Origin of the sequence: Phenylobacterium sp., from assembly GCF_030697925.1 — a bacterium.
In the GTDB taxonomy this organism is placed as follows: domain Bacteria; phylum Pseudomonadota; class Alphaproteobacteria; order Caulobacterales; family Caulobacteraceae; genus Phenylobacterium.
In genome coordinates this window covers 22,553-42,339 of record NZ_JAUYOJ010000215.1, presented here as the reverse complement: position 1 = coordinate 42,339, position 19,787 = coordinate 22,553, and the positions used below count along the sequence as shown (strand labels likewise).

The 19,787-nt window shown below is 65.4% G+C and carries 23 protein-coding genes and 2 pseudogenes; 18 read left to right on the top strand and 7 right to left on the bottom strand.

Going from position 1 to position 19,787, the window contains the following annotated elements:
- The first annotated feature begins 292 nt into the window (after positions 1 to 292).
- The 6 genes from Q8Q88_RS21125 to Q8Q88_RS21100 all read left to right on the top strand — a co-directional run bounded on the left by Q8Q88_RS21125 (position 293) and on the right by Q8Q88_RS21100 (position 4,345).
- Positions 293 to 715, top strand: coding sequence for a DUF3224 domain-containing protein (locus Q8Q88_RS21125; protein ID WP_305677159.1), 423 nt, complete (start codon positions 293 to 295; stop codon positions 713 to 715).
- 514 nt (positions 716 to 1,229) lie between these two features.
- Positions 1,230 to 1,592, top strand: coding sequence for a helix-turn-helix transcriptional regulator (locus Q8Q88_RS21120; protein ID WP_305677158.1), 363 nt, complete (start codon positions 1,230 to 1,232; stop codon positions 1,590 to 1,592).
- Positions 1,589 to 2,110 carry an SRPBCC family protein gene (locus tag Q8Q88_RS21115; RefSeq protein ID WP_305677157.1) on the top strand — a complete coding sequence of 174 codons (522 nt, stop codon included), beginning with the start codon at positions 1,589 to 1,591 and terminating at the stop codon, positions 2,108 to 2,110. Before Q8Q88_RS21120 ends, Q8Q88_RS21115 begins: the two co-directional genes overlap by 4 nt.
- A 15-nt stretch (positions 2,111 to 2,125) precedes the next feature.
- Positions 2,126 to 2,701: a dihydrofolate reductase family protein gene (locus Q8Q88_RS21110; protein WP_305677156.1), complete on the top strand. Its 576-nt coding sequence runs from the start codon at positions 2,126 to 2,128 to the stop codon at positions 2,699 to 2,701.
- Positions 2,702 to 2,764: 63 nt separating this feature from the next.
- The gene (locus Q8Q88_RS21105) at positions 2,765 to 3,547 is read left to right on the top strand and encodes a hypothetical protein (RefSeq protein ID WP_305677155.1); all 783 of its coding nucleotides are present in this window, start codon (positions 2,765 to 2,767) and stop codon (positions 3,545 to 3,547) included.
- Positions 3,548 to 3,979: 432 nt separating this feature from the next.
- Positions 3,980 to 4,345, top strand: a complete 366-nt coding sequence (locus Q8Q88_RS21100; protein WP_371129895.1) for a VOC family protein — start codon at positions 3,980 to 3,982, stop codon at positions 4,343 to 4,345.
- Between the two features lie 204 nt (positions 4,346 to 4,549).
- Here Q8Q88_RS21100 and Q8Q88_RS21095 read toward each other — a convergent pair.
- A pseudogene (locus Q8Q88_RS21095) lies at positions 4,550 to 4,708 on the bottom strand (transposase); the annotation flags it as partial.
- Here Q8Q88_RS21095 and Q8Q88_RS21090 point away from each other — a divergent pair.
- Positions 4,706 to 5,405, top strand: a pseudogene (locus tag Q8Q88_RS21090) (integrase core domain-containing protein); the annotation flags it as partial. The pseudogenes Q8Q88_RS21095 and Q8Q88_RS21090 sit on opposite strands and share 3 nt — an antisense overlap.
- On the opposite strand, the gene Q8Q88_RS21085 reads toward Q8Q88_RS21090, so the two are convergent.
- Genes Q8Q88_RS21085 through Q8Q88_RS21070 form a run of 5 tightly spaced genes read right to left on the bottom strand, consistent with a single transcriptional unit; the run spans position 5,402 to position 8,121 of the window.
- A complete protein-coding gene (locus Q8Q88_RS21085) occupies positions 5,402 to 5,734 on the bottom strand; it encodes an MmcQ/YjbR family DNA-binding protein (protein WP_305677154.1) in 333 nt (110 codons plus the stop codon). The pseudogene Q8Q88_RS21090 and the gene Q8Q88_RS21085 sit on opposite strands and share 4 nt — an antisense overlap.
- Positions 5,731 to 6,081, bottom strand: a complete 351-nt coding sequence (locus Q8Q88_RS21080) for an MmcQ/YjbR family DNA-binding protein (protein ID WP_305677153.1) — start codon at positions 6,079 to 6,081, stop codon at positions 5,731 to 5,733. Before Q8Q88_RS21080 ends, Q8Q88_RS21085 begins: the two co-directional genes overlap by 4 nt.
- A complete protein-coding gene (locus Q8Q88_RS24860; RefSeq protein ID WP_371129894.1) occupies positions 6,082 to 6,291 on the bottom strand; it encodes a YdeI/OmpD-associated family protein in 210 nt (69 codons plus the stop codon). It abuts the gene before it with no gap.
- On the bottom strand, positions 6,291 to 6,695 hold the full coding sequence (locus Q8Q88_RS21075; RefSeq protein WP_305677152.1) for a cupin domain-containing protein: 405 nt from the start codon (positions 6,693 to 6,695) through the stop codon (positions 6,291 to 6,293). Before Q8Q88_RS21075 ends, Q8Q88_RS24860 begins: the two co-directional genes overlap by 1 nt.
- 34 nt (positions 6,696 to 6,729) lie before the next feature.
- Positions 6,730 to 8,121, bottom strand: a complete 1,392-nt coding sequence (locus tag Q8Q88_RS21070; protein ID WP_305677151.1) for an aminotransferase class III-fold pyridoxal phosphate-dependent enzyme — start codon at positions 8,119 to 8,121, stop codon at positions 6,730 to 6,732.
- A gap of 156 nt (positions 8,122 to 8,277) precedes the next feature.
- Between Q8Q88_RS21070 and Q8Q88_RS21065 the strand changes: the two genes are divergently transcribed.
- The gene (locus tag Q8Q88_RS21065; protein WP_305677150.1) at positions 8,278 to 9,330 is read left to right on the top strand and encodes an AraC family transcriptional regulator; all 1,053 of its coding nucleotides are present in this window, start codon (positions 8,278 to 8,280) and stop codon (positions 9,328 to 9,330) included.
- On the opposite strand, the gene ald is transcribed toward Q8Q88_RS21065, so the two are convergent.
- Positions 9,312 to 10,415, bottom strand: coding sequence for an alanine dehydrogenase (gene ald, locus Q8Q88_RS21060; RefSeq protein WP_305677149.1), 1,104 nt, complete (start codon positions 10,413 to 10,415; stop codon positions 9,312 to 9,314). The genes Q8Q88_RS21065 and ald overlap by 19 nt on opposite strands.
- 269 nt (positions 10,416 to 10,684) lie before the next feature.
- On the opposite strand from ald, the gene Q8Q88_RS21055 reads away from it, so the two are divergent.
- The 10 genes from Q8Q88_RS21055 (at position 10,685) to Q8Q88_RS21010 (ending at position 19,787) form a co-directional block, all read left to right on the top strand.
- A complete protein-coding gene (locus Q8Q88_RS21055; RefSeq protein ID WP_305677148.1) occupies positions 10,685 to 11,878 on the top strand; it encodes an NAD(P)/FAD-dependent oxidoreductase in 1,194 nt (397 codons plus the stop codon).
- Between the two features lie 54 nt (positions 11,879 to 11,932).
- Complete coding sequence (locus Q8Q88_RS21050; protein ID WP_305677147.1) at positions 11,933 to 13,792, top strand: FAD-dependent monooxygenase; 1,860 nt, start codon at positions 11,933 to 11,935, stop codon at positions 13,790 to 13,792.
- Positions 13,789 to 15,096, top strand: coding sequence for a homogentisate 1,2-dioxygenase (gene hmgA / locus Q8Q88_RS21045; RefSeq protein WP_305677146.1), 1,308 nt, complete (start codon positions 13,789 to 13,791; stop codon positions 15,094 to 15,096). The genes Q8Q88_RS21050 and hmgA overlap by 4 nt, the downstream gene beginning before the upstream one ends.
- Positions 15,097 to 16,410: a fumarylacetoacetase gene (gene fahA, locus Q8Q88_RS21040; RefSeq protein ID WP_305677145.1), complete on the top strand. Its 1,314-nt coding sequence runs from the start codon at positions 15,097 to 15,099 to the stop codon at positions 16,408 to 16,410. It abuts the gene before it with no gap.
- A complete protein-coding gene (gene maiA / locus Q8Q88_RS21035; RefSeq protein WP_305677144.1) occupies positions 16,407 to 17,051 on the top strand; it encodes a maleylacetoacetate isomerase in 645 nt (214 codons plus the stop codon). Before fahA ends, maiA begins: the two co-directional genes overlap by 4 nt.
- 130 nt (positions 17,052 to 17,181) lie before the next feature.
- Complete coding sequence (locus Q8Q88_RS21030) at positions 17,182 to 17,430, top strand: helix-turn-helix transcriptional regulator (protein ID WP_305677143.1); 249 nt, start codon at positions 17,182 to 17,184, stop codon at positions 17,428 to 17,430.
- A 161-nt stretch (positions 17,431 to 17,591) separates the two neighbouring features.
- Positions 17,592 to 17,882, top strand: coding sequence for a helix-turn-helix transcriptional regulator (locus tag Q8Q88_RS21025; RefSeq protein ID WP_305677142.1), 291 nt, complete (start codon positions 17,592 to 17,594; stop codon positions 17,880 to 17,882).
- Positions 17,883 to 18,011: 129 nt separating this feature from the next.
- Entirely contained in the window at positions 18,012 to 18,644 is a 633-nt protein-coding gene (locus Q8Q88_RS21020; RefSeq protein WP_305677141.1) for a lytic transglycosylase domain-containing protein, read from the top strand.
- Complete coding sequence (locus tag Q8Q88_RS21015) at positions 18,644 to 19,147, top strand: hypothetical protein (RefSeq protein WP_305677140.1); 504 nt, start codon at positions 18,644 to 18,646, stop codon at positions 19,145 to 19,147. Before Q8Q88_RS21020 ends, Q8Q88_RS21015 begins: the two co-directional genes overlap by 1 nt.
- A complete protein-coding gene (locus Q8Q88_RS21010) occupies positions 19,137 to 19,787 on the top strand; it encodes an LPD7 domain-containing protein (RefSeq protein WP_305677139.1) in 651 nt (216 codons plus the stop codon). Before Q8Q88_RS21015 ends, Q8Q88_RS21010 begins: the two co-directional genes overlap by 11 nt.

Below are 19,787 nucleotides of genomic sequence, written 5' to 3'. Positions count from 1 at the left end.
CCCTCGGCCCTCGACATCGCTCACCCCTGTCGCGTTTCTACAATCGGGTCGGCGCCACGCGCCGTACATTGCACCGGCTTCAGCGGTGCGGCCCTGAGCGAAGTCTGGTGCGGCGCGGCGACGATTCATCGCCCGTTGCGCCTTCACCCGCCTCGATACCATCGTTGGAGAGCCCATGAATCCGAGTTGGTCGACCCTCGCGCTCATCGTCGGCCTTTGCGTCGGCACGGGCGGGCCGTCCGCTGCGACCCCGCCCGCCATACCTGCCGACAGTCAACCCCAAGGAAATACCATGAGCACCCACGCCAGAGGCACGTTCGACGTCAAAGTCACACCCCAGCCATCTGAAGAAAACGTCGGCCATTCGACGGTAGGACGCCTGGCTCTTTTCAAGCAATTCCACGGCGACCTTGAAGGCACGGCATGGGGCCAGATGTTGACCATGGGTACCGCCGTCGAAGGCTCTGCGGGCTATGTCGCGATGGATCACGTCAGCGCGACCTTGCAAGGCCGGCAGGGCACGTTCGCTCTGCAGCACCTCGGCACCATGGGGCGCGGTGCGATGCAGATGAACATCACCGTCGTACCCGACTCCGGCGCCGACGAACTGGTCGGAATCAGCGGCCGCCTGATCATCCAGATCATCGAGGGCAAGCACTACTACGACTTCGAATATACATTGCCGGATGCGCCTCGGGTAGAGGAAGGCGAATGAGTCACCAGAAGTGTGGCGCCGCGTCGTTGGTCGCCGCCAGCGGCGTGAACAACCGCCGCGCCGAGTCACTCGCGTCGCTTGCTCTGGGTGCGGGGTGCTGGAGGCTAGCGCGCCGGGCAGGGCGACGATCACAAAGATCACGCGCCAAGGGTGCGAGGCCCCAGCTCAGCACGAGATCGCCGAAGGCTCCTGTTGTCGTTCCTGCAATCGCCGCGCCGCCGATCATTAGCGCCAGCCCGCTGCCAACGTACACGCGCGACATTCCAGCCCGCCATACGACGCCTGAGACCAGCATGAAGGGTCAACTGGTCGGGACGTCCTTCGATCTGGCGTCACGTCGGCGCGTCACCGATCCTTGGGTTGCCCCGGCGCGCGAGGGCTATGGTCCACCAAAACGGGGATCGCCATCTTGAAAACCTTTACACTGTGTCAGGCCATGGCTTTGGCGGGCGATCGCGAGCGAACATTCAACCAATTGGTTGACAGTGGGCGACGTTGGAATTAGTTCAACCAAATGGGTGAACTAATTCCAGCTCAGCTCGACACGGTCTTCCACGCGCTTGGCGACGCGACGCGACGTCAGATGCTGCGCGACCTCTCCGAGGGTGAACGCACCGTGGGCGAACTGGCGCGGCCATTCGACATGTCGCTGGCGGCCGCCTCCAAGCACGTCAAGGCGTTGGAAGGGGCCGGTCTCCTCCGGCGGGAAATCCGCGGCCGCACCCACTATTGCCGACTGGATTCACGGCCCCTGTCCGGGGCCTTCGACTGGCTGGCCTACTACGAGCGCCTCTGGTCGAACCGCTTCGACGAACTCGAGCGGCTCCTTCGTGAGGAGGCCGCCTCCAACATCCCCCCATCAGGAGAAGATCAATGACCGACGTACATCACTACGGCGTACTGAGCGATCCTACGACCTTGACGATCAAGCGGCTGATGCCCGCGGGGATCGACCGCGTCTGGGCCTACCTTACCGAGAGCGACCTTCGCCGCAGATGGTTCGCCGCAGGCGAGATGCCCGCGCATGTCGGAGACGCGATGGAACTGGTCTGGCGCAACAACGAACTGACCGATCCTCCGGGCCGCGTCCCGGAAGGTGCGGGTGAAGAGAACAGGATGCAAACCCGCATCACCGAACTCGATCCGCCACATAGGCTCGCGATCGCGTGGGGCGATGGGGACGTCACGTTCGACCTCGCCGAACAAGACGGCGGCGTCCTGCTGACCCTCACCCACACCGGCATCGCGGACCGCGCCAAGCTCCTGAACTTCGCCCCCGGCTGGCACGTGCACCTGGACCTCCTCCAGGCCCGTCTCGCCGACACGACGCCCGAGGCGTTCTGGGACGGCATCGCCCGCCTCAAGCAGGACTACGCGGCGCGTCTCGCGGCTTGATGGGAGGACATGGGAATGCGCAAGCTGATCGCAGGCATGAAGATTTCGCTCGACGGCAAGACCGAGGGCGCCGACGGGATGGCGGACTGGGTGGAGGCGTGGTCGGAGGACTTTGGCCTGACAGACCAGATCGACGCCTGCCTGATGGGCGGGGGCATGTACCCCGGTTACGAGCGTTATTGGACCGGGCTTCAAACCCATCCGGACGAACCCGCCTGGATCACCGGGGCGCCGCCGACGGCGGCCGAACTGTCCTGGGCGGACTTCGCGGCCCACACTCCTCACTACGTGCTCTCCCGGTCCCTGAGGTCCGCCACATGGCCGAACACCAGATTCCTCCGCAACCTGGACGATGTGTCCACCCTCAAGGCGGCCAAGGGCAAGGACATCTACCTCATGGGCGGGGCCCGCATCGCCGCCGCCTTGATGGACGCCGGACTGGTCGACGAGCTCAGGTTGATCGTGCACCCGATTATCGCAGGCGAGGGGCCGGCGCTTTTCGCAGCGGGCATGCAGCGCCGTAAGGCCGAACTCCTCAACGCGGAGACTAAACCCAAGGGACTGCTCAAGTTGACCTACGCCTTGAGCTGAGCGCCGGCGCCGACCTGCCCCAACGCCATCGCCCCATCGGCGGGCGCAATCGAGGAAGACACCATGACTTGCACACTTGGCCGCCTGGCGGCATCCATGACGCGGGCGCTGATCCTCGCAGCCGCGCTCTCTGCGGCGGGCGCGGGGCCAGGGACGGCGCAGACCGCGCTTCCGACCTTGGCCCCCATCCCCCCCAAACTGGAGGCCCGCTACGCGCTCAGTGCGGCTCCGACCGCCTTGCGGGCGGCGGCGGCGGTCTACCTGCTCGCCCCGGACGAGGGATACGTGCTTTCCCGTGAGGGGACGAATGGCATCACCTGCCTGGTCGAGCGCACCGCCTGGGAGCTCGTCGACTTCCGCGACGATATCTTCATCCCGCTCTGCTACGACGCGGCCGGAGCCGGGGGGCATCTCAAGGCCATCATCGATACCGCAAGGATGAGGGCCGAGGGCCTGACGCCCCGGCAGGTCAGAGAACGTGTGGAGGCCGCCTACGCGGACGGTTCCTACGAGACCCCGAGCCGCGCCGGGCTGTCGTACATGGTCTCACCCGTAATGCGGGCCGCCGGCCCCCCGGACATGTCCGTCCAGACTATGGCGATGCCCCACCTGATGTTCTACGCGTCGGGTGTCTCGAACGCCGACATTGCCGCGGCCCCGGACCGGGCGGACCCCGCCACCCTCGTCAACCCCTTCATCGACCGTCAAGGACACGACGCACAGAGCTATATCATCGTCATCACGGGCGCCGCCGAGAAAGCCCGCATCCTGGCCGATGAGGCCCCCCTGATTGCCGACCTGTGCGCCTATCGGGACGTTCTCTGTTTGCGTCACGATGGCCACTGAGCCTGCCGGCGCGGGCTTTCGCGGCCCGGACCGCGGCGTCCTGACTCCTTTCGGATCGCTCGAACGTCTTGGGGTCACAACTGGAGCTACGGCGAACGCCACGTTCAATTACGCGCAACCATGTCAAACTCCCTGATTGTTGCTTAGTTTCGAAAAATACTGCGAGCCATACTCCGTCTGATGTCCAGCATCGATTCGCTCGCATCTGGAGCCCATCGATGACGTTATTCAGCGTTCAGCTTGCGCTGCTCGGCCGGACGTCAAAATCGCCATTTGGCAGGCAGGGAGATCGAGGTACTCGTGCGCCCATTGTTGAAAGCGGTCTACATTCAGCGCACTTCGACTGCCGCAGTGCAATGGAAAGGCGCGGGTCTGCCTTTGGAAGGAACTGAATACACTGTCGCCGGCTATCGGCGACCTGAAGGAGTTTGAATAGTCTCCGTTCGATATATCGTTGCCGACGTCGACGAGGCGGTCGCGTTCTATCAAGACAATCTCGATTTCAAGGTCGACAAGCACAATCCGGGCAAATTCGCCGCGCTGCTGCGCGACGAATTTGCGCTGTACCTCAGTGCCCCGGGTGCGGGAAGCGGTGGTCAGGCTGGCGGCGATCCGAAGCCTGGCGGATGGAACCGGTTTATGATCATTACAAACGAGCTGGACGCCCTGATTGAGCGGCTGCGCCGGGCTAATGCACGGTTCCGCGGCGATTTAAGCGGCGGTGGGGCCGGCCGCGCCATCCTGCTCGAAGATCCATCGGGCAACGTCATCGAGCTATTCGAGTTCAAGAAGGACTGAACCTGGCATACTGGCGATGCGCTGGCATTGGCGCGGTAATGCCGGCTTCTGCCCAGATCCGAGCCACACTGGCGCGATCTTGCCGAAACACCCGTTTGCACTGATCAAACCGACCGCTCTAACGCGAGGCTACGTCGGTGTTCGCTGCATATCAAATGGCCGGCCGGGGCATTAACTCCGGGGTCGTCTAGGCGCTGTGGACACTTATCGCAGCCACATGACGATGGCCGCGAGAGTGACGATGGCGAGGTAGTTCCTGGCGGTCTTCTCGAAGCGGGTGGCGACGCGCCGGAACTGCTTGAGCTTGGAGAAGCAGCATTCGACCAGATGGCGTTGAGCGTAGAGGTGCGCGTCGATGGGACCCGCTCGTCGCTCCACCGGTTGTTCCAGCGGCACGAAATCTCTCGCCTGCCAGCCATCGAGACCGATAAGTCCGGCAAGAAGGTCTTCAAGAAGTACCCGATCGGCTACTTCACATCGACATCGCCGAGGTCCGGACCGAGGAGGGGAAGCTCTACATGCTCGTGGCCATCGACCGGACGAGCAAGTTCGTCTTCGTGGAGCTGCACGAGCGCGTCAGCCGCGGGACCGCCGCCGACTTCCTGGGCGGTTGATCGAGGCGGTCCCGTACAAGATCCACACCGTGCTCACCGACAACGGCACCCACTTCACGACGCCCGGGAACATCTGCTCGGCCGCCAAGGACATCCGGGTCGCGCTGGACGCCGGCGAGATCGTTTGGGCCCATGCCTTCGAGCTGGCTTGCGCCAGCGCCGACGTCGATCACCGGCTGACCAAGCCCTTCCATCCTTGGACCAACGGCCAGGTCGAGCGAATGAATCGAACCCTCAAGGAGGCCACCGTCCGCAGCCACCACTACGAGAGCCACGAGCAGCTTAGGACCCATCTGGCCGCCTTCGTCGGCGCCTACAACTTCGCCAAGCGCCTGAAGGCCCTCGCCGGCCTCACGCCCTTCGAGGCCATCTGCAAAGCATGGACGAAAGAGCCACAGCGCTTCAGGCTATCGCCAGACCATCTCACGTCGGGACTGAACATCTAGGCGTCCCAGGCCTTCAGCACCGACTTCCGGGCGATCTCGCGGAAGCGGCGGTCGAGCAGGGGCTTCAGCGCCCCGGGGTTCGTCGCGCCCAAGCGGACCGCCACGCACATCGCGTCCCGGAAGTGCTGGCTGGCGTGGAAGACGGCGGGCTCGGCCTCGACCATGAGGTCGATCTCGTCCGGACCGATCCCCGTCAGCATGGCCTCGCCGCCACCCAGCAGCCGGGCCAGCACCTTGCCGTTCGCCTTGAAGACCACCGAGCCCATGTTGAAGCCCTCCTCGCAGCCCGGGAAGGAGAGGCAGAGGGTGCGGAACTCGTCCTCGCTCATGAGTTCGCCTGCTCCGCTTCCCAGGCTTTCACTGCGGCCTTCATGGCGATCTTGCGGAAGCGGCGTTCCAGGAAGTTCCTCAGCGAGCCCGGGTGCAGGTCGGCGATGCGCGCCAGGACGCAGGGGTAGTCCTTGTAGTGCGGCGTCAGGTGGAAGGCGCCCGGTTCCGCCTCCATCAGCATCTCGCGCTCGTCGTAGCTGACGTCCATCAGCACCAGGCTGTCGTCCTCGCCGCGCAGGCAGGTGAAGAACTTCCCGTTCAGCTTGAAGGACGGGCGTCCATAGCTGACGCCTTCCTCGGCGCCGGGAAAGGACATGACGATGGCTTTCATCTCGTCGCGGGTCATCTAGTCGTCCACTTGGGTTGGTGATTTCAGTCTAAGCCCTCGCGCGGAGGCGTCGATCAGGATGTCGAGGCGTTTGGCCCGGGTGTCCACGCCCTTGGCCGAGGTCACCCGATGGATCGCCACCTTGCGGTAGCTGGGCGGGACGCAGCGGCAATGTCGGTCATGGGGGTTTTCTCTTCCGCGACCACGCCAGCGCCAGGAAGCAAGGATTAGTTGTCCGGAATGCTCAGCGTGGCATCCGTGGGGCCCACGAAAACGACCAGGATGCGAGTCGAACGCGTGGTGCTGGCGTTCTCGCTCACCACGTGGTGAGCGCCGGCCGGCTCGAACCAGCTTTCGCCGGGCTTGAATACCTGGGCCGGCCCGTTGTCCACCTGACTGCGGATTTCACCTTCCAGCACGTAAACGAACGCCGAGGCGCCATGCCGGTGCGGCCCTGACTTCTCGCCGGGCCCGTAGCTCACCGTGATCGCGGTGAGCAGCTGGCCGCCAGGCCCCGGCAGGACGTGCCGGCCTTGCGCGGCGACCGTTCCAGCAGCTTGAGTCACCGCGGGCGCCAGCGCGATCACGGTCGCTCCGAGGACAGCACGTGCCGCATGTGCGAATTTCATCATCAGAATCTCCAGTTTTCCACTTGAGGGTGAGGCTTTAGCGACCAGCGTTTGAAGCGAACGCGGCAAGCACGGCGCCCGCCAGTTGCTCGATCTCGTCAGCTGTTATGACCAGTGGCGGCGAGAGGATCAGCTTGGTGCCGACCGGGCGGACGATGGCGCCATGCGCCCGCGCCGCCTCGGCCAGGGCATAGGCCTGGCCACCGGCCGGATCGATGGGCTCGCGGGTTGCCTTGTCGGACACTAGGTCGATGGCGATCATCAGCCCCTTGCCGCGGACATCGCCAACCAAGGAGTGGGACTCCTGCAGCGGCTTCAAAAGCGCCAGAAGCTCAGCGCCGCGAGCAGCAGCATTGCCTGGAAGATCTTGCGCCTCGACGATGTCCAGGCAGGCTAGCGCGGCCGCGCAAGCCACCGCATGGCCTGTGTAGGTGTAGCCGTGCATGATCGCGCCATCGAACGTAGCGTTCCCGTCCCATGCCTTGGCGATGCGTTCGTTGAAAAGCGTCGCGCCGAGCGGGACGTACCCCGAGCTCAGACCCTTGGCGACGCACATGATGTCGGGGCGTACGCCCCAACCGCGCGCGCCGAACATAGCGCCCGAGCGGCCGAAGCCGGTGACGATCTCGTCTGACACCAGCAGAACGCCGTAGCGATCGCAGACCTCGCGGACCAACGGCCAGTAGTTCTCGGGCGGGACGATCACTCCACCGGCGCCCTGAATGGGCTCGGCGAAGAAGGCTGCGACGGTATGGGGGCCTTGGTGCTGAATCTCACGTTCGAGAATATCGGCGCAGATTCGGCCGAGCTCGGCCGCGTCTTGGGTCCACGGATTGCGGTAGAGCCAGGGCGTATCTACCTGGGAACAGCCCCCAAGCAGCGGTTCGTAGTTTTGCTTGAAGACTGGGCTGCCGTTCATCGACAGGCCACCGAAATGCACGCCGTGATAGGCGTTGCGCAGCGAGATGAACTTGACCCGATCCGGTTCCCCAGACAGGCGCCAGTACTGCCGCGCTATCTTCATAGCCGTTTCGATGGAATCGGACCCACCCAGCGAGAACATCACTCGCGCCATATTTTCCTGAGCGGTCATCCCGATCAGCCGTTCGGACAGGAGAATCGAGGGAGGCGTCGCCGTGCCATCGAACGGTGAGTAGTAGGCGATGTCGCCCAGCTGGCGGCGGATCGCCTCGATCACTTCCGGATGGCCGTGGCCGACGTTGACGCACCACAGGCCAGCAACGCCATCAACGTACTGCGCGCCATTGATGTCCTCCACCACCGACCCGCGGCCCCGCACGATGATCAAGGGCGGATCATCGATTAAGCGGTTTGGGTTGACCATCGGATGCCACTGGTAGCGCGCGTTCGCAGCCTTGATCCGGTTCGCATTCTGAAAGGTCGAATGAACCTCGAGGTCGTTGGGCACTTGCGGGTCTCCGTCCCTGCGCCGGCCCGCGACGGTCCGGCGATCTCAGGGGATCATCACCCCCCAATCGACGTGGACGTTTGACCATCACATGCATCTACTTGATAATCTCGCTCATGATCGGCTCATATTGAGCGAATGACAGGAGCGCATGCAATGTGGCGCGACAGACAGGAACCCATGGTCGCCGGGCATGTGGCGCAAGCGCTCGTCGGTCGGCTGGCTGAGCATGGGCTGGACGTCCAACAGCTCCTACGGCGGCGCCATATCCCACTGTCACACCTCGCGGAGGTTCGGGGGCAGATTCCATTGCGGAGTTACGTGGGCATCCTGGAAGATGCGGCGGAGATTTCCGGAGAACCCCTCCTTTGCCTCTCAATGTCGCAAGGTGCGGGGCCGGAAGCGCTCGGCGCCGTTGGCTTCCTATTCCTCAGCGCGCCCAGCCTGCGGGACGCGCTCGACCTGCTCTGCCGCTACAGCGAAGCCATCCAGGATCGGACACGGATGCGCCTGGAGGTGGACGAGCGCCTGGCCAAGATCATCTATCAGATCTCCGACGACCTCATCGCGCCCCGCCGCCAAGACGCGGAATTCTCCCTGGGGCTGATGATTCGATTGATGAAGACCTATCTGGGCCAGTCAGGCTGCGCTTCCGAGGTTCACCTGGAACACGCCCCGGGCGCGGCCACATCGGCCTATGAGCAGGTCTTTGGCTGCCCGATCTATTTCAACCAGCCCACCAACGCGATCCTGTTGCCCCGTGAGATGCTGAATCGAGGCGGGCGGCATCCCCAGGCCTGGTTGCATCCGATCTTGGAGGCTCAGCTGCACGACCTGATTGACCGGAAGCGAACCGGAGTCCGCTTCAGGGATCGTATCCTGGACGCCCTGGAGCCGACCGCGCTGCACCGCGGCGCTACAGCGCGGAGCGTCGCCTACGACCTCGGCCTTTCGGCATCGACTCTGCATCGGCGCCTGCGCGCGGAAGGCACGAGCTTCCAGCGCCTCCTTGACCAGCGCCGTGAGGAACTCGCTCGCCGCTTGCTCCAAGCGCCCGGTTCCGCGATCGGAGAGGTCGCCGGCGCGCTCGGCTATGCCGAGCACGCCGTCTTCACGCGAGCGTTTCGACGTTGGACTGGTCTCAGCCCCACGGCGTTCCGACGGGGCAGCGAAATGCCGCCTTCTCGGCCTCACGCAGCATCCATGTAGGGCATGGACAAGCTGTCGGCGACGGCGCGGTGGCGGACAAAGCCGCTGCTGATGTTGAGGCCCGCCGCCAAATGCGGATCGCTAGCGACCGCGAGATCCGCCCCCAGGTTCGCGAGCGCCCGCACGAATGGCAAGGTTGCCTGGTTGAGGGCCAGGGTCGACGTTCGAGCGACGGCGCCGGGCATGTTTGCGACGCAGTAGTGGATGACGCCATCGACCTCGTAGACGGGGTTCTCGTGGGTCGTCGCACGGCTGGTTTCGAAGCATCCACCCTGATCGATGGCGATATCCACGAGAACGGCCCCGCGCGGCATCAAGGCCAGCATATCCCGGGTGATGAGACGCGGCGCGGCGGCGCCGGGGACTAGCACGGCGCCGATCACGAGATCCGCGCCTAAGATTGCCTCAGAAACCGCCGCGCGGGTGGAGAACATCGTCTTCACGCGGCCGCCAAAGAGGCGATCGATTTCAACCAACCGGGCCGGCGACACGTCGAAGATCGTGACGTCAGCGCGCAGCCCGACGGCCATCTGGGCTGCGTTTATGCCCGATACGCCGCCGCCGAGGATCACCACCCGGCCAGGCGCCACACCCGGAACGCCACCCAAGAGCACCCCGCGACCTCCGGCCTCCTTCTCAAGATATCGCGCACCGACCTGCACAGACATGCGGCCCGCGACTTCCGACATCGGGCGAAGGAGCGGCAGCCCCCCGGCGGGGTCGGTGACGGTTTCGTAGGCGACGCAAGTCGCGCCCGACTTGAGCAGCGCGAGCGCCTGAGCCCGGTCGGCCGCCAGGTGCAGGTAGGTGAACAGCACATGGTCGGGCCGCAGCCACGCGATCTCATGCAACTGCGGCTCCTTGACCTTCACAATCATGTCGGACGACGCGAACACTTCCTCGGGAGTCGGACTAAGGGTGGCGCCGGCCGCTAGGTAGTCCGCATCGGGGAAATCGATGCCGAGCCCCGCCCCGGCCTCAACCAGCACCTCTTGTCCGCCAGAGATGAGCTCCGCGACCGACGCGGGCGTCAGGCCGACCCGGTACTCGTGGTTCTTGATTTCCTTGGGTACGCCTATGCGCATGTCGGTCTGTCCTCGGTGGCGGTAAGCGGCGGCTCGGCGAAGCCGCCGCGGATTGGGGTGGTTCGCCGTCAAACGGAACCGGAGGGCAAGGCCCTAAGCTCCACCGGACAGCCTGTATTGCCAACGCCTATAATATCTCATATTGATAGTTCAATGAACTCTTATCTCACAAATCGCAGCCTGCCGCTTGAGCGGCTGAGGCTGACTCCGATCACCACCGGATCGCTCAATCTGAGACAGCCGGGGCAAGAGCCAGCGGGAGCTGAAACATGCCGGACCAGTTGCTGATCGTTGGCGGCGGCTTCGCCGGCTTCTGGGCGGCGCTCGCCGCTCGGCGTGTCGCCGGCGACCGGGCGACGGTGTCTGTCGTCTCGCGCGAGCCGATCCTGCAGATGCGTCCGCGCCTCTACGAAGCCCAGCCAGAGACCCTCGGCGTCGATCTGTTACCACTGCTCGGCGCCGCCGGAGTGCAGTTCATTGCAGGCGACGCGGTCGGTCTGGATGTGTCCGCTTCCGAAGTACGCCTGCGCTCCGGCAAGCGGATTGGCTTCGACCGCCTCGTGGTGGCGACAGGGAGCGTCATGCGCCGACCGCCGGTTCCCGGCGCGCTCCTCGCCCATTCGATCGATACCCAGGACGAGGCCATCGCCCTTGACCGACGACTAGCGGTGCTTTGCGAGGCGTCACCAGCGACCGCTACGGTCATCGTCGTGGGCGCTGGGTTCACCGGCATCGAACTGGCGCTTGAGCTCCGTGATCGGATGGCCGCTCTGGGCAACGCCGCCCTGGGCGAACGGATGAAGATCGTTCTGGTTGATCGCGCTCTCGTCGTTGGATCGGAACTGGGCGAAGGCCCGCGGCCGGTGATCGAAGAGGCTCTCGTAACGGCGCGCGTCGAACTGCGGCTCGGCGCAAATATCATGTCCTTTTCGACCAACGCGATCAGCTTCGCCGATGGATCAACGCTCACAGGTGACGCGATCGTCCTGACGACGGGGATGGTCGCGGCGCCTTTCGCCGAATGTGTGCCTGGCGAGCGCGACAGCCTCGGACGGCTTAAGGTCGATACGACGCTGCGCGCGCCTGCGGCGCCGAAAGTCTTTGTGACTGGTGATGCAGCAACGGCAGAGACCGGCGGCGACCATGCGACCCTCCAATCCTGTCAGCACGCTTTGCAGCTCGGCCGCTTCGCCGGCGAGAACGCCGCGCGCGACCTCCTGGGGCTGCCCGGTCTTCCCTATGAGCAGGCCCGCTATGTCACCTGTCTCGACCTGGGCCGGTCGGGTGCTGTGCTTACCGAGGGGTGGGACCGTCGGGTGCTGTATTCCGGCGATGAGGGGAAGGCGCTCAAGCGGCGCATCAACACGCAGGTGATCTATCCTCCCACCGGGCTGTCCGCGGGAGCGTTGATCGCATTCTCCGGCACCGCGCCCGACGACCAGCGTCCGCCGGGCGCCACTTGAGCCCTGTCCGCGTCGCATCCCGAAGACCTGACCTTGCCCAGAACTGGCCCACGCGTGTCCGCCATCATGCCGTCACCTGAGACATTCGATGTCGTTGTCGTGGGCGCCGGCCCAGTGGGGTTGGTCATCGCCCTCGACTTAGCCGCCTTCGGACTGCGCCCACTTGTGCTGGAGGCCGCGGCCGAAGCGACCTGGACTAGCCGGGCGATCTGTATCTCCCGCCGCAGCCAGGAAATTCTCGACCGTGCCGGCGTTGGCCCGTCCTTCTCGGCGCAAGCGTTGCCCTGGTCGCGCGGCAAGACCTTCCATCGTGACGCCTTAGCGTTTCAGCTGGAGATGCCGCGGGAGCCGTCCGATCGGCACGCGCCATTCGTCAACATCCAACAGTACCGCACGGAGCGTGTCCTCCTCGACCGCGCAGAAGCCCTCGGCGCCGCTGCTCTCGAGATTAGGCGGGACCACGCGGTGGCCGAGGTCGTTCAGGACATCAGCGGTGTCAGGCTGGTCGTCTCGTCGCCGGCAGGTTCGTATGAGCTCGACGCCGCCTGGGTCGTCGCGGCCGACGGTGGACGCTCGCGGGTCCGGGGAAGCCTGGGCCTGTCGCTCGAAGGCAGCAGTTACGAAGGTCGATACCTGATCGCGGACATCTCCGTGGCGGCGCCCAATCTGCCCGTCGAACGGCTGGTCTGGTTCGACCCTCCTTCCAATCCGGGCTCCACGGTGATTCTGCACGTCCAGCCTGACGACATGTGGCGGATCGACATCCAGCTCGGGGACGAGGAGGACGCGGAGCTCGCGCTGCAGGACCACAAGCTCGCTCCGCGCATCCAGGCTCACCTGGACATGATGGGCGTGACCGGTGGCTGGCGAATGGTGTGGAAGAGCGTGTACCGCGCCCATGCCCTGACGTTGGCCAACTACCGCCACGGGCGTGTGATGTTCGCGGGCGACGCCGCTCACCTCGTCCCAATCTTTGGGGTCCGCGGCCTCAACTCTGGTTTCGATGACGCTCACAACTTGGCCTGGAAGCTGGCCCTAGTCGCGCGCGGGCACGCCGACCTACCGCTCCTCGACAGCTACACCGCCGAACGGTTGCGCGCGACGCGCGAAAACCTCGCTGCAGCGACCAAGAGCACCTGGTTCATGTCGCCACCCACCGAAGGCTTCCGCGTGATGCGCGATGCGGTGCTGTCGCTGGCGACCGACGTCGCCTGGGCCGGAGCGCTGCTCAACCCACGCCAGTCTTCCGCCCACGTTTATGACACCTCGCCTGTCGTCGCCCACGACCAGGTGCCCGTCGGAGTCCGACCAGGCGCTGTCATCCCCAACTTGCCGGCCAGCATCGTCGACGAAGGTGGCCCGCGCGCAGCCCACCTCCATGACGTCTTGGCCAGGCAGGCCTTCACCTTGCTGATCTTCCGGGACCACATCGAGGAGGCCAAAGTGAACGCACTGCTGGCCGGGCTCCCGCCGCTAGTCAGCCCCGTGCTGGTATCGACCTCGTCGGCGTGCGGGCCTCATCCAGCTGTCATCGACGACGGCGGCCGGCTGGCTGCCGCCTTCGCCGCGCAGGACGTGCCTCTATATCTGGTCCGACCGGACGAGCATGTTGCGGCGCGCCTACCAGCGGCCGATCCCAATGCGCTGTGCGCAGCGCTACGTCTGGCGCTGGGCGATAGCCCACCATCCGGATCGCCGGTCGCGGCGATGGACGCCGATTTCCAATCAGTCCCCACCGACCTCGAGCGGATCTTCGAGGCCTTGAGCCGCGGCCTGGATGCCGGGCCGGGCGATGATCGGGACACCCTGGCGCGCCTCGCCCTTTTGCTCGCACATGAACTCGCCGCCCCCGACCGGGTCCTGGCCCTCGTCGCCCAGGCGACGAACGGCCACAGGAGCGCCGATCACTCATGACAGTCGCCGCACTCCCCCAGACGGAAGCCTACCAGAGCGGCTTCGGTAACCAGCTGGCGTCGGAGGCCAGAGGTGGCGCTCTGCCTCTGGCGCAGAATTCGCCGCAACGGACTCCGTTCGGCCTCTACGCGGAGCAGCTTTCCGGAGCCGCCTTCACAGCCCCGCGCGCCGAGAACCGTCGGACCTGGCTTTACCGGCTACGGCCCACCGCCGCTCAGCCGCCCTATAGTCCGTATGTGACCCCCTCTCGACTTGTGTCCGGCCCCTTCGACAAGATCGCGCCGTCGCCGAACCGGCTTCGCTGGGATCCGCTTCCGATCCCCGACCATCCCGTCGACTTCGTCGATGGTCTTGTGACTTACGGCGGCAACGGCGATCCCAGCATGGCGGCCGGCGCCGCCATTCACCTCTATGCCGCGAACCGATCCATGGCCAATCGGTGCTTCGCCAACGCGGACGGCGAATTTCTGATCGTTCCGCAGCAGGGCCGGCTGCGGCTCGCCACGGAGATGGGACTTCTGTCGGTAACTCCCGGTGAGATCGTGGTCGTGCCACGAGGTGTACAGTTCCGGGTGGAGTTGCTCGACGGCACGGCCCGCGGCTACATCGCTGAGACCTATGGCGCACCGTTCCGGTTGCCGGAATTGGGGCCGTTGGGCTCGAACGGCCTGGCCAACCCGCAGGACTTCCTGGCGCCGGTCGCCTGGTTCGAGGACGACGACCGCTCCCATGAGCTAGTCCAGAAATTCCAGGGCCGGGTCTGGACGACCACGGTGGCGGGCTCGCCCCTGAACGTGGTGGCCTGGCGAGGCAACCTGACGCCTTACAAATACAACCTCGCGCATTTCAACACGATGGGAACGGTCAGCTTCGATCACCCCGACCCTTCGATCTTCACGGTGCTCACCAGCCCAAGCGACACCCCCGGCACCGCCAACTGCGACTTTGTGATCTTCCCGCCACGCTGGATGGTTGCCGAGCGGACATTCCGGCCACCGTGGTTCCACCGAAATCTGATGAGCGAATTCATGGGCCTGGTCCACGGCGCATATGACGCCAAGGCCGGCGGCTTCGCGCCTGGCGGCGCCAGCCTCCACAATTGCATGTCCGGGCACGGTCCCGATGCTGAGACCTACGCGCGCGCCATCGCCGCCGACCTAGTTCCGCATAAGATTGAAGACACGCTGGCCTTCATGTTCGAGACGCGCTGGGTAATCCGACCGACACCGTTTGCGGCCGAGACGACACTCCTGCAATCCGACTACGACGCCTGCTGGTCGGACCTGCCGAGTGTGAAGCTCTAGATGCGGCCGCAGCTAGACGAGACCCACGATCCCGCAGCCACGAGTTGGGTCGAGAGCGCGAACGGACATCGCGATTTCCCGCTACAGAACCTTCCGCTTGGGGTTTTCAGTCCGCCGGGCGGCGCACCACGCTGCGGCGTCGCGATCGGCGATCAAATCCTCGACCTTTCCCTCGCAGCTCAATCGGGTCTGATGGTCACCGTCCGTGACGCCGTGAATGCGGCGGCCGATCGCACGCTCAACGCCCTCTTGGCGTGCCCGTCAAGCGAGCGCCGCGTCCTGCGTCGGCGGCTCTCGGAGTTGCTGAAGGTCGGCGCGCCCGATAGGGCCGAAGTGGAGACTTGGCTCTATCCCGCCCCGGGGTGCGCCATGCATCTTCCGGCGAGGATCGGCGACTACACGGATTTCTATGCCGGCATTCACCACGCCCGGAATGTCGGCGCGCTCTTTAGACCCGACAATGCGCTGCTGCCCAACTACAAGTACGTGCCGATCGGCTATCATGGCCGATCTTCGTCGGTGCGCCCCTCGGGTACGCCGGTGCGTCGGCCCAGCGGCCAACGCCTTCCGCCGGGTGCTGACACACCGGTGTTCGGAGCAAGTCAGCGCCTCGACATCGAGCTGGAACTGGGGGTCTGGATTGGCCAGGGAAACGACCTGGGCGAGCCGATCCCGATCACGTCCGCCGACCCGCACATCGCCGGTCTTTGCCTGCTCAACGACTGGTCGGCGCGCGATCTCCAGGCCTGGGAATACCAACCGCTAGGACCATTCCTGGCCAAGAACTTCCTGACCACGGTCTCGCCATGGGTGGTTACCGCCGAGGCCCTGGCTCCATTCCGGACCAGCCAACCTGCTCGTCCAGCGGGTGATCCGCCCCCCCTGCCTTACCTGTGGAGCGAGTCCGACCAGGCATGCGGCGCTTATGCTATCGATCTGGAGGTGCAGATCTCCACCGAGGCGATGCGCCGGGATAGCCTGCCGCCCCACCGCCTCGCCGTCGGCTCCGCAGCCAATCTCTATTGGACGCTCGCGCAATTGGTGACGCACCACGCCAGCGGCGGCTGTAATCTCAACCCCGGTGATCTCTTGGGCACGGGCACGATCTCGACACCGGATGACACCGGCCTTGGCAGCTTCTTGGAGCTCACCCAGGGGGGGCAGCAACCAATTGCCCTCCCGAGCGGCGAGACGCGGGCCTTCCTGCAGGACGGCGACGCTATCACTCTGACCGGGCGCGCGGTGGCCAATGGCTATGTCAGTATCGGCTTCGGAGAGTGCCTGGGCCTGATAACATCGGCCCTGGCGTCATGAGCCTTGTCCTGCACGGCTACTGGCGCTCGACGGCGGCTTACCGGCTCCGCATTGCCCTGAACCTGAAGGGTGTCTGCTACGGACAAGTCGCCCACGACTTGCGGAACGGCGCCCAGCGCGACCCTGCCTACCTGGCGATTGCGCCGCAAGGCCTGGTCCCGTCCCTGGAAACCGAAGACGGCGTGCTGACTCAAAGCCTGGCGATCCTGGAATGGCTCGATGAGAAATGGCCGCAGCCGGCGATGCTGCCGGCCGATCTGCGCGGCCGGGCGATCGTCCGGGCCATGGGAGCCCTGATCGGCGCAGACATCCATCCTCTGAACAATCTCCGCGTCCTGCAGGCGCTGCGCAGCGATTTCAGGGCGACACCCGACCAGATTGACGCCTGGATCGTCGGGTGGATTTCCGACGGCTTCGTCGCTCTAGACAGGCTGATCGCGCAGCACGGCGGTGCTTTCGCCTATGGCGACCAGCCCGGCCTCGCCGACTGCCTGCTCGTGCCCCAGGTCTATTCGGCGGAGCGCTTCAAGGTTGATCTGGACTCCTTCCCGAATGTGCGGCGAGCGGCTTCGGCCGCTGGTGCGCTAGCGCCTTTTGCCGCCGCCCATCCTGCCATCCAACCCGACGCCGACGCGCCGTGAGCGAGCCAGACGCCTATCATCGTCGACACGCAGCGCTCGGCGGCGTCTGGCTCGGCCCTTGGAGATCGGGCGGTCATCCATGCCCGCCTCTCCGCGAACGGTTGGTGCTAACCGCTAAGGCTCTTCTGGAATGACAAGACTGCCCCCCGACAGCCGTCCCGCCATATCGCTGAGCCCGAGACAAATCTCTTGCCTGCACCTCGCCGCGTCCGGGAAGACGTCACGCCAGATCGGCGCGGCGCTAGGCATCTCGGCACGCACGGTGAATCAGCATATCGGCGACGCGTGCTCACGGCTCCAGGTTCACAATCGTATCCAAGCGGTCGCGAAGGCCGTCAAGCTTGGCATAATCATGGTCGAGGATCCCTCCGCAATTTGACGGTCGGCAATCCTGACGAGTTGTCGCCGGGCATCGAATTGGCCACAATTATGAGTAGCGAGAATGCGGTCGACCCATTCGGTTCGGCGGCTGTGTCGCACCAGCTGCTATCCGCACAAATCCTAGTCGGGGGACTTCTTTGCAATCAGTGAGAATGTGTCGTGTCCTTAGACAATCGCCCGCCTCCAAATTCCGGTTCTATCGTCAACTTGCCGCTCGTCACTGAGGAGCGGACGTTTGCGCCAATCGGCGTCACCAACCGACAACTTGAGTGCCTCTACTGGGTCCAGCACGGAAAGAGCGCCGCCGATATCGGCGGCATCCTTGGGATCTCCAGCCGCACTGTCGAAGGTCACCTTCTCAAGATTTGCGATCACCTCGGCGTGAAGACACGCTTCCAAGCCGTATTGATGGCGCGCGATGTCGGCCTGCTGAAGGCGTCCGCCCCGTAAACCTACGCGGCGTGAACGGGTAGGCTTACGGCTCCTCCCCGCGGCTTCTCTACGGCAGGCTCCGCCACAGGAGTCATCGATGCCGATAGCCCCGAAAGTTCGCACCGCGATGCGAAAGGGAGCCGAAGAATGTTCCTGACGCTGCCTGAAGTATCGGCACTCGCCGCACGATGTGCGCCAGCCGTGTCGCCTGAGAGCCTGCTTTCTGTTGTGCAGGTCGAAAGCGGCTTCAATCCGCTGGCGATCGGGGTGAACGGCTCGCCACGCATCTTGGTGAGCGCGCGGAGGCAGGCCGACGCCGCAGCGAAGGCGTCGGCTCTCATTGCAGCCGGTCGCAGCGTCGACCTCGGCCTCGCCCAGATCAACAGCAAGAGTCTTGGCTGGTTAGGATTGTCGGTCGAGGCGGCCTTCGACCCTTGCCGCAACCTGGCCGCGGCCGGCCGCGTGCTGCAGGCGGGCTATAGTCAGAGTGGCGCGGATACGGTGGGCGAGCAGCTGGCCCTTCGGATGGCGCTCTCGCGATACAACACTGGCGATCCGACCCGTGGCTTCAACAACGGCTATGTCGCCAAGGTGAGAGCGGCCGCAGCGCGGATCGTGCCGGCGATCCAAGTGGCGCCCGGGCCGCCGCCGGGTGAGGCATTGGCCGCTGAGCCGCTTCCTTCGCGGCCATCCTGGGACGTGTTCGGACAGACGGCTGGCGCCGCAAGCTTCGTCATCCGCATTTCAACGCCAGCACTCACCGCCAATGAGGGCCAATAGTGACCCCGCGATCCGCTCGCCGCTTTGCCACGCATGTTGTGCTCATCGGCCTGTTCGCCCTGGCGACCGCCGAGCCTGCCTACGCTCAGGCAGTCGGCGGCAACATCGGCACCTTCATTCAAATGCCGGCCGAACGATTGATCGTGTTGCGCTCCGGCATGCCGCCCGTGCTCGGCAGCAAGATCGTCTATTGGCGCGAGCGGGCTTTCGCAAAACGCGTCCTGCCGCCGCCAGGCGTCGCCGCCCATCCGGGGATCGCGCTGGCCGGGAACTTCGCACCTTCGTCCTCGGCCTCCGTAGCCACGCCGCGAGCGCCCGAACGCGCCGCTCCCGGAGACACCGACGACCTGACCCTGAGCCTCGTCCTGCCGGCCTTGGAGGCGGCCGGCCTGGAGCCGTTGCCGCCGCAAGGCGCCAGCGATGACGAGGTGGAGGCCTGGGTCGAGCGCTTCATCGACGCATCCGTCCAACCTGCCATCTCGGAGATCGACCATGGCCGATGATCCCGCCGTTCCCAACGCGCTGAGCCCAGGTGTGCGCAACCGCTCGGTCGCTGAAGGCGACGTGCCCGACGCCCTGCGCCGACGTTACTATGTCGATGGCCGGGGCGGGGCAGGCCTGGGCTTCTATGTCGACGCGAAGGTCGCCGCGCCGGCGTTCCGCGACCGCGGCCGCCAGCTCGTCGCGGCCCGCTCCGATCCGAACACCATCCGCGACATGACCGCCATAGCCCAGCACCGCGGCTGGTCGATCGTCGTGGCGCGCGGCGAGACCAGTTTCCGCCGCGAGGCCTGGCTTGTCGGGCGGTCAGCGGGGATCGAGGTCCGCGGCTATCGGCCGACCGAGCGCGACATCCAGGAACTGGATCGCCGGATCGAGCGCCGAGACCGCTCGGGCGGTGAGCCGCGGCGTCGAGCCCGTGAGGCCGACGACCCCGGTGCCCGCGCCAACCTCCGCGTGGTCGAAGCCGTCGTTCGGGCGCGGGTGGCCGAGCCATCCGCGCAACAGCGGATCATGGCGTCAGCGCGTGAGCGGGTCGCCGGTTGGCTGGAGCGGGGTGCGAGGTTCGAGCCGTTGCAGCCGACGGGCCGCGCCGCGGTCGTCGAAGCTGACCTCAATCGGGAACGGCGGCGGGAGCGTTGA

Coding starts and splice junctions, on each gene's coding strand:
- Q8Q88_RS21125 (WP_305677159.1), top strand. CDS start 293: ATGAGCACCCACGCCAGAGGCACGTTCGACGTCAAAGTCACACCCCAG.
- Q8Q88_RS21120 (WP_305677158.1), top strand. CDS start 1,230: ATGGGTGAACTAATTCCAGCTCAGCTCGACACGGTCTTCCACGCGCTT.
- Q8Q88_RS21115 (WP_305677157.1), top strand. CDS start 1,589: ATGACCGACGTACATCACTACGGCGTACTGAGCGATCCTACGACCTTG.
- Q8Q88_RS21110 (WP_305677156.1), top strand. CDS start 2,126: ATGCGCAAGCTGATCGCAGGCATGAAGATTTCGCTCGACGGCAAGACC.
- Q8Q88_RS21105 (WP_305677155.1), top strand. CDS start 2,765: ATGACTTGCACACTTGGCCGCCTGGCGGCATCCATGACGCGGGCGCTG.
- Q8Q88_RS21085 (WP_305677154.1), bottom strand. CDS start 5,734: ATGAGCGAGGACGAGTTCCGCACCCTCTGCCTCTCCTTCCCGGGCTGC.
- Q8Q88_RS21080 (WP_305677153.1), bottom strand. CDS start 6,081: ATGACCCGCGACGAGATGAAAGCCATCGTCATGTCCTTTCCCGGCGCC.
- Q8Q88_RS21075 (WP_305677152.1), bottom strand. CDS start 6,695: ATGATGAAATTCGCACATGCGGCACGTGCTGTCCTCGGAGCGACCGTG.
- Q8Q88_RS21065 (WP_305677150.1), top strand. CDS start 8,278: ATGTGGCGCGACAGACAGGAACCCATGGTCGCCGGGCATGTGGCGCAA.
- ald (WP_305677149.1), bottom strand. CDS start 10,415: ATGCGCATAGGCGTACCCAAGGAAATCAAGAACCACGAGTACCGGGTC.
- Q8Q88_RS21055 (WP_305677148.1), top strand. CDS start 10,685: ATGCCGGACCAGTTGCTGATCGTTGGCGGCGGCTTCGCCGGCTTCTGG.
- hmgA (WP_305677146.1), top strand. CDS start 13,789: ATGACAGTCGCCGCACTCCCCCAGACGGAAGCCTACCAGAGCGGCTTC.
- fahA (WP_305677145.1), top strand. CDS start 15,097: ATGCGGCCGCAGCTAGACGAGACCCACGATCCCGCAGCCACGAGTTGG.
- maiA (WP_305677144.1), top strand. CDS start 16,407: ATGAGCCTTGTCCTGCACGGCTACTGGCGCTCGACGGCGGCTTACCGG.
- Q8Q88_RS21030 (WP_305677143.1), top strand. CDS start 17,182: ATGACAAGACTGCCCCCCGACAGCCGTCCCGCCATATCGCTGAGCCCG.
- Q8Q88_RS21020 (WP_305677141.1), top strand. CDS start 18,012: ATGTTCCTGACGCTGCCTGAAGTATCGGCACTCGCCGCACGATGTGCG.
- Q8Q88_RS21010 (WP_305677139.1), top strand. CDS start 19,137: ATGGCCGATGATCCCGCCGTTCCCAACGCGCTGAGCCCAGGTGTGCGC.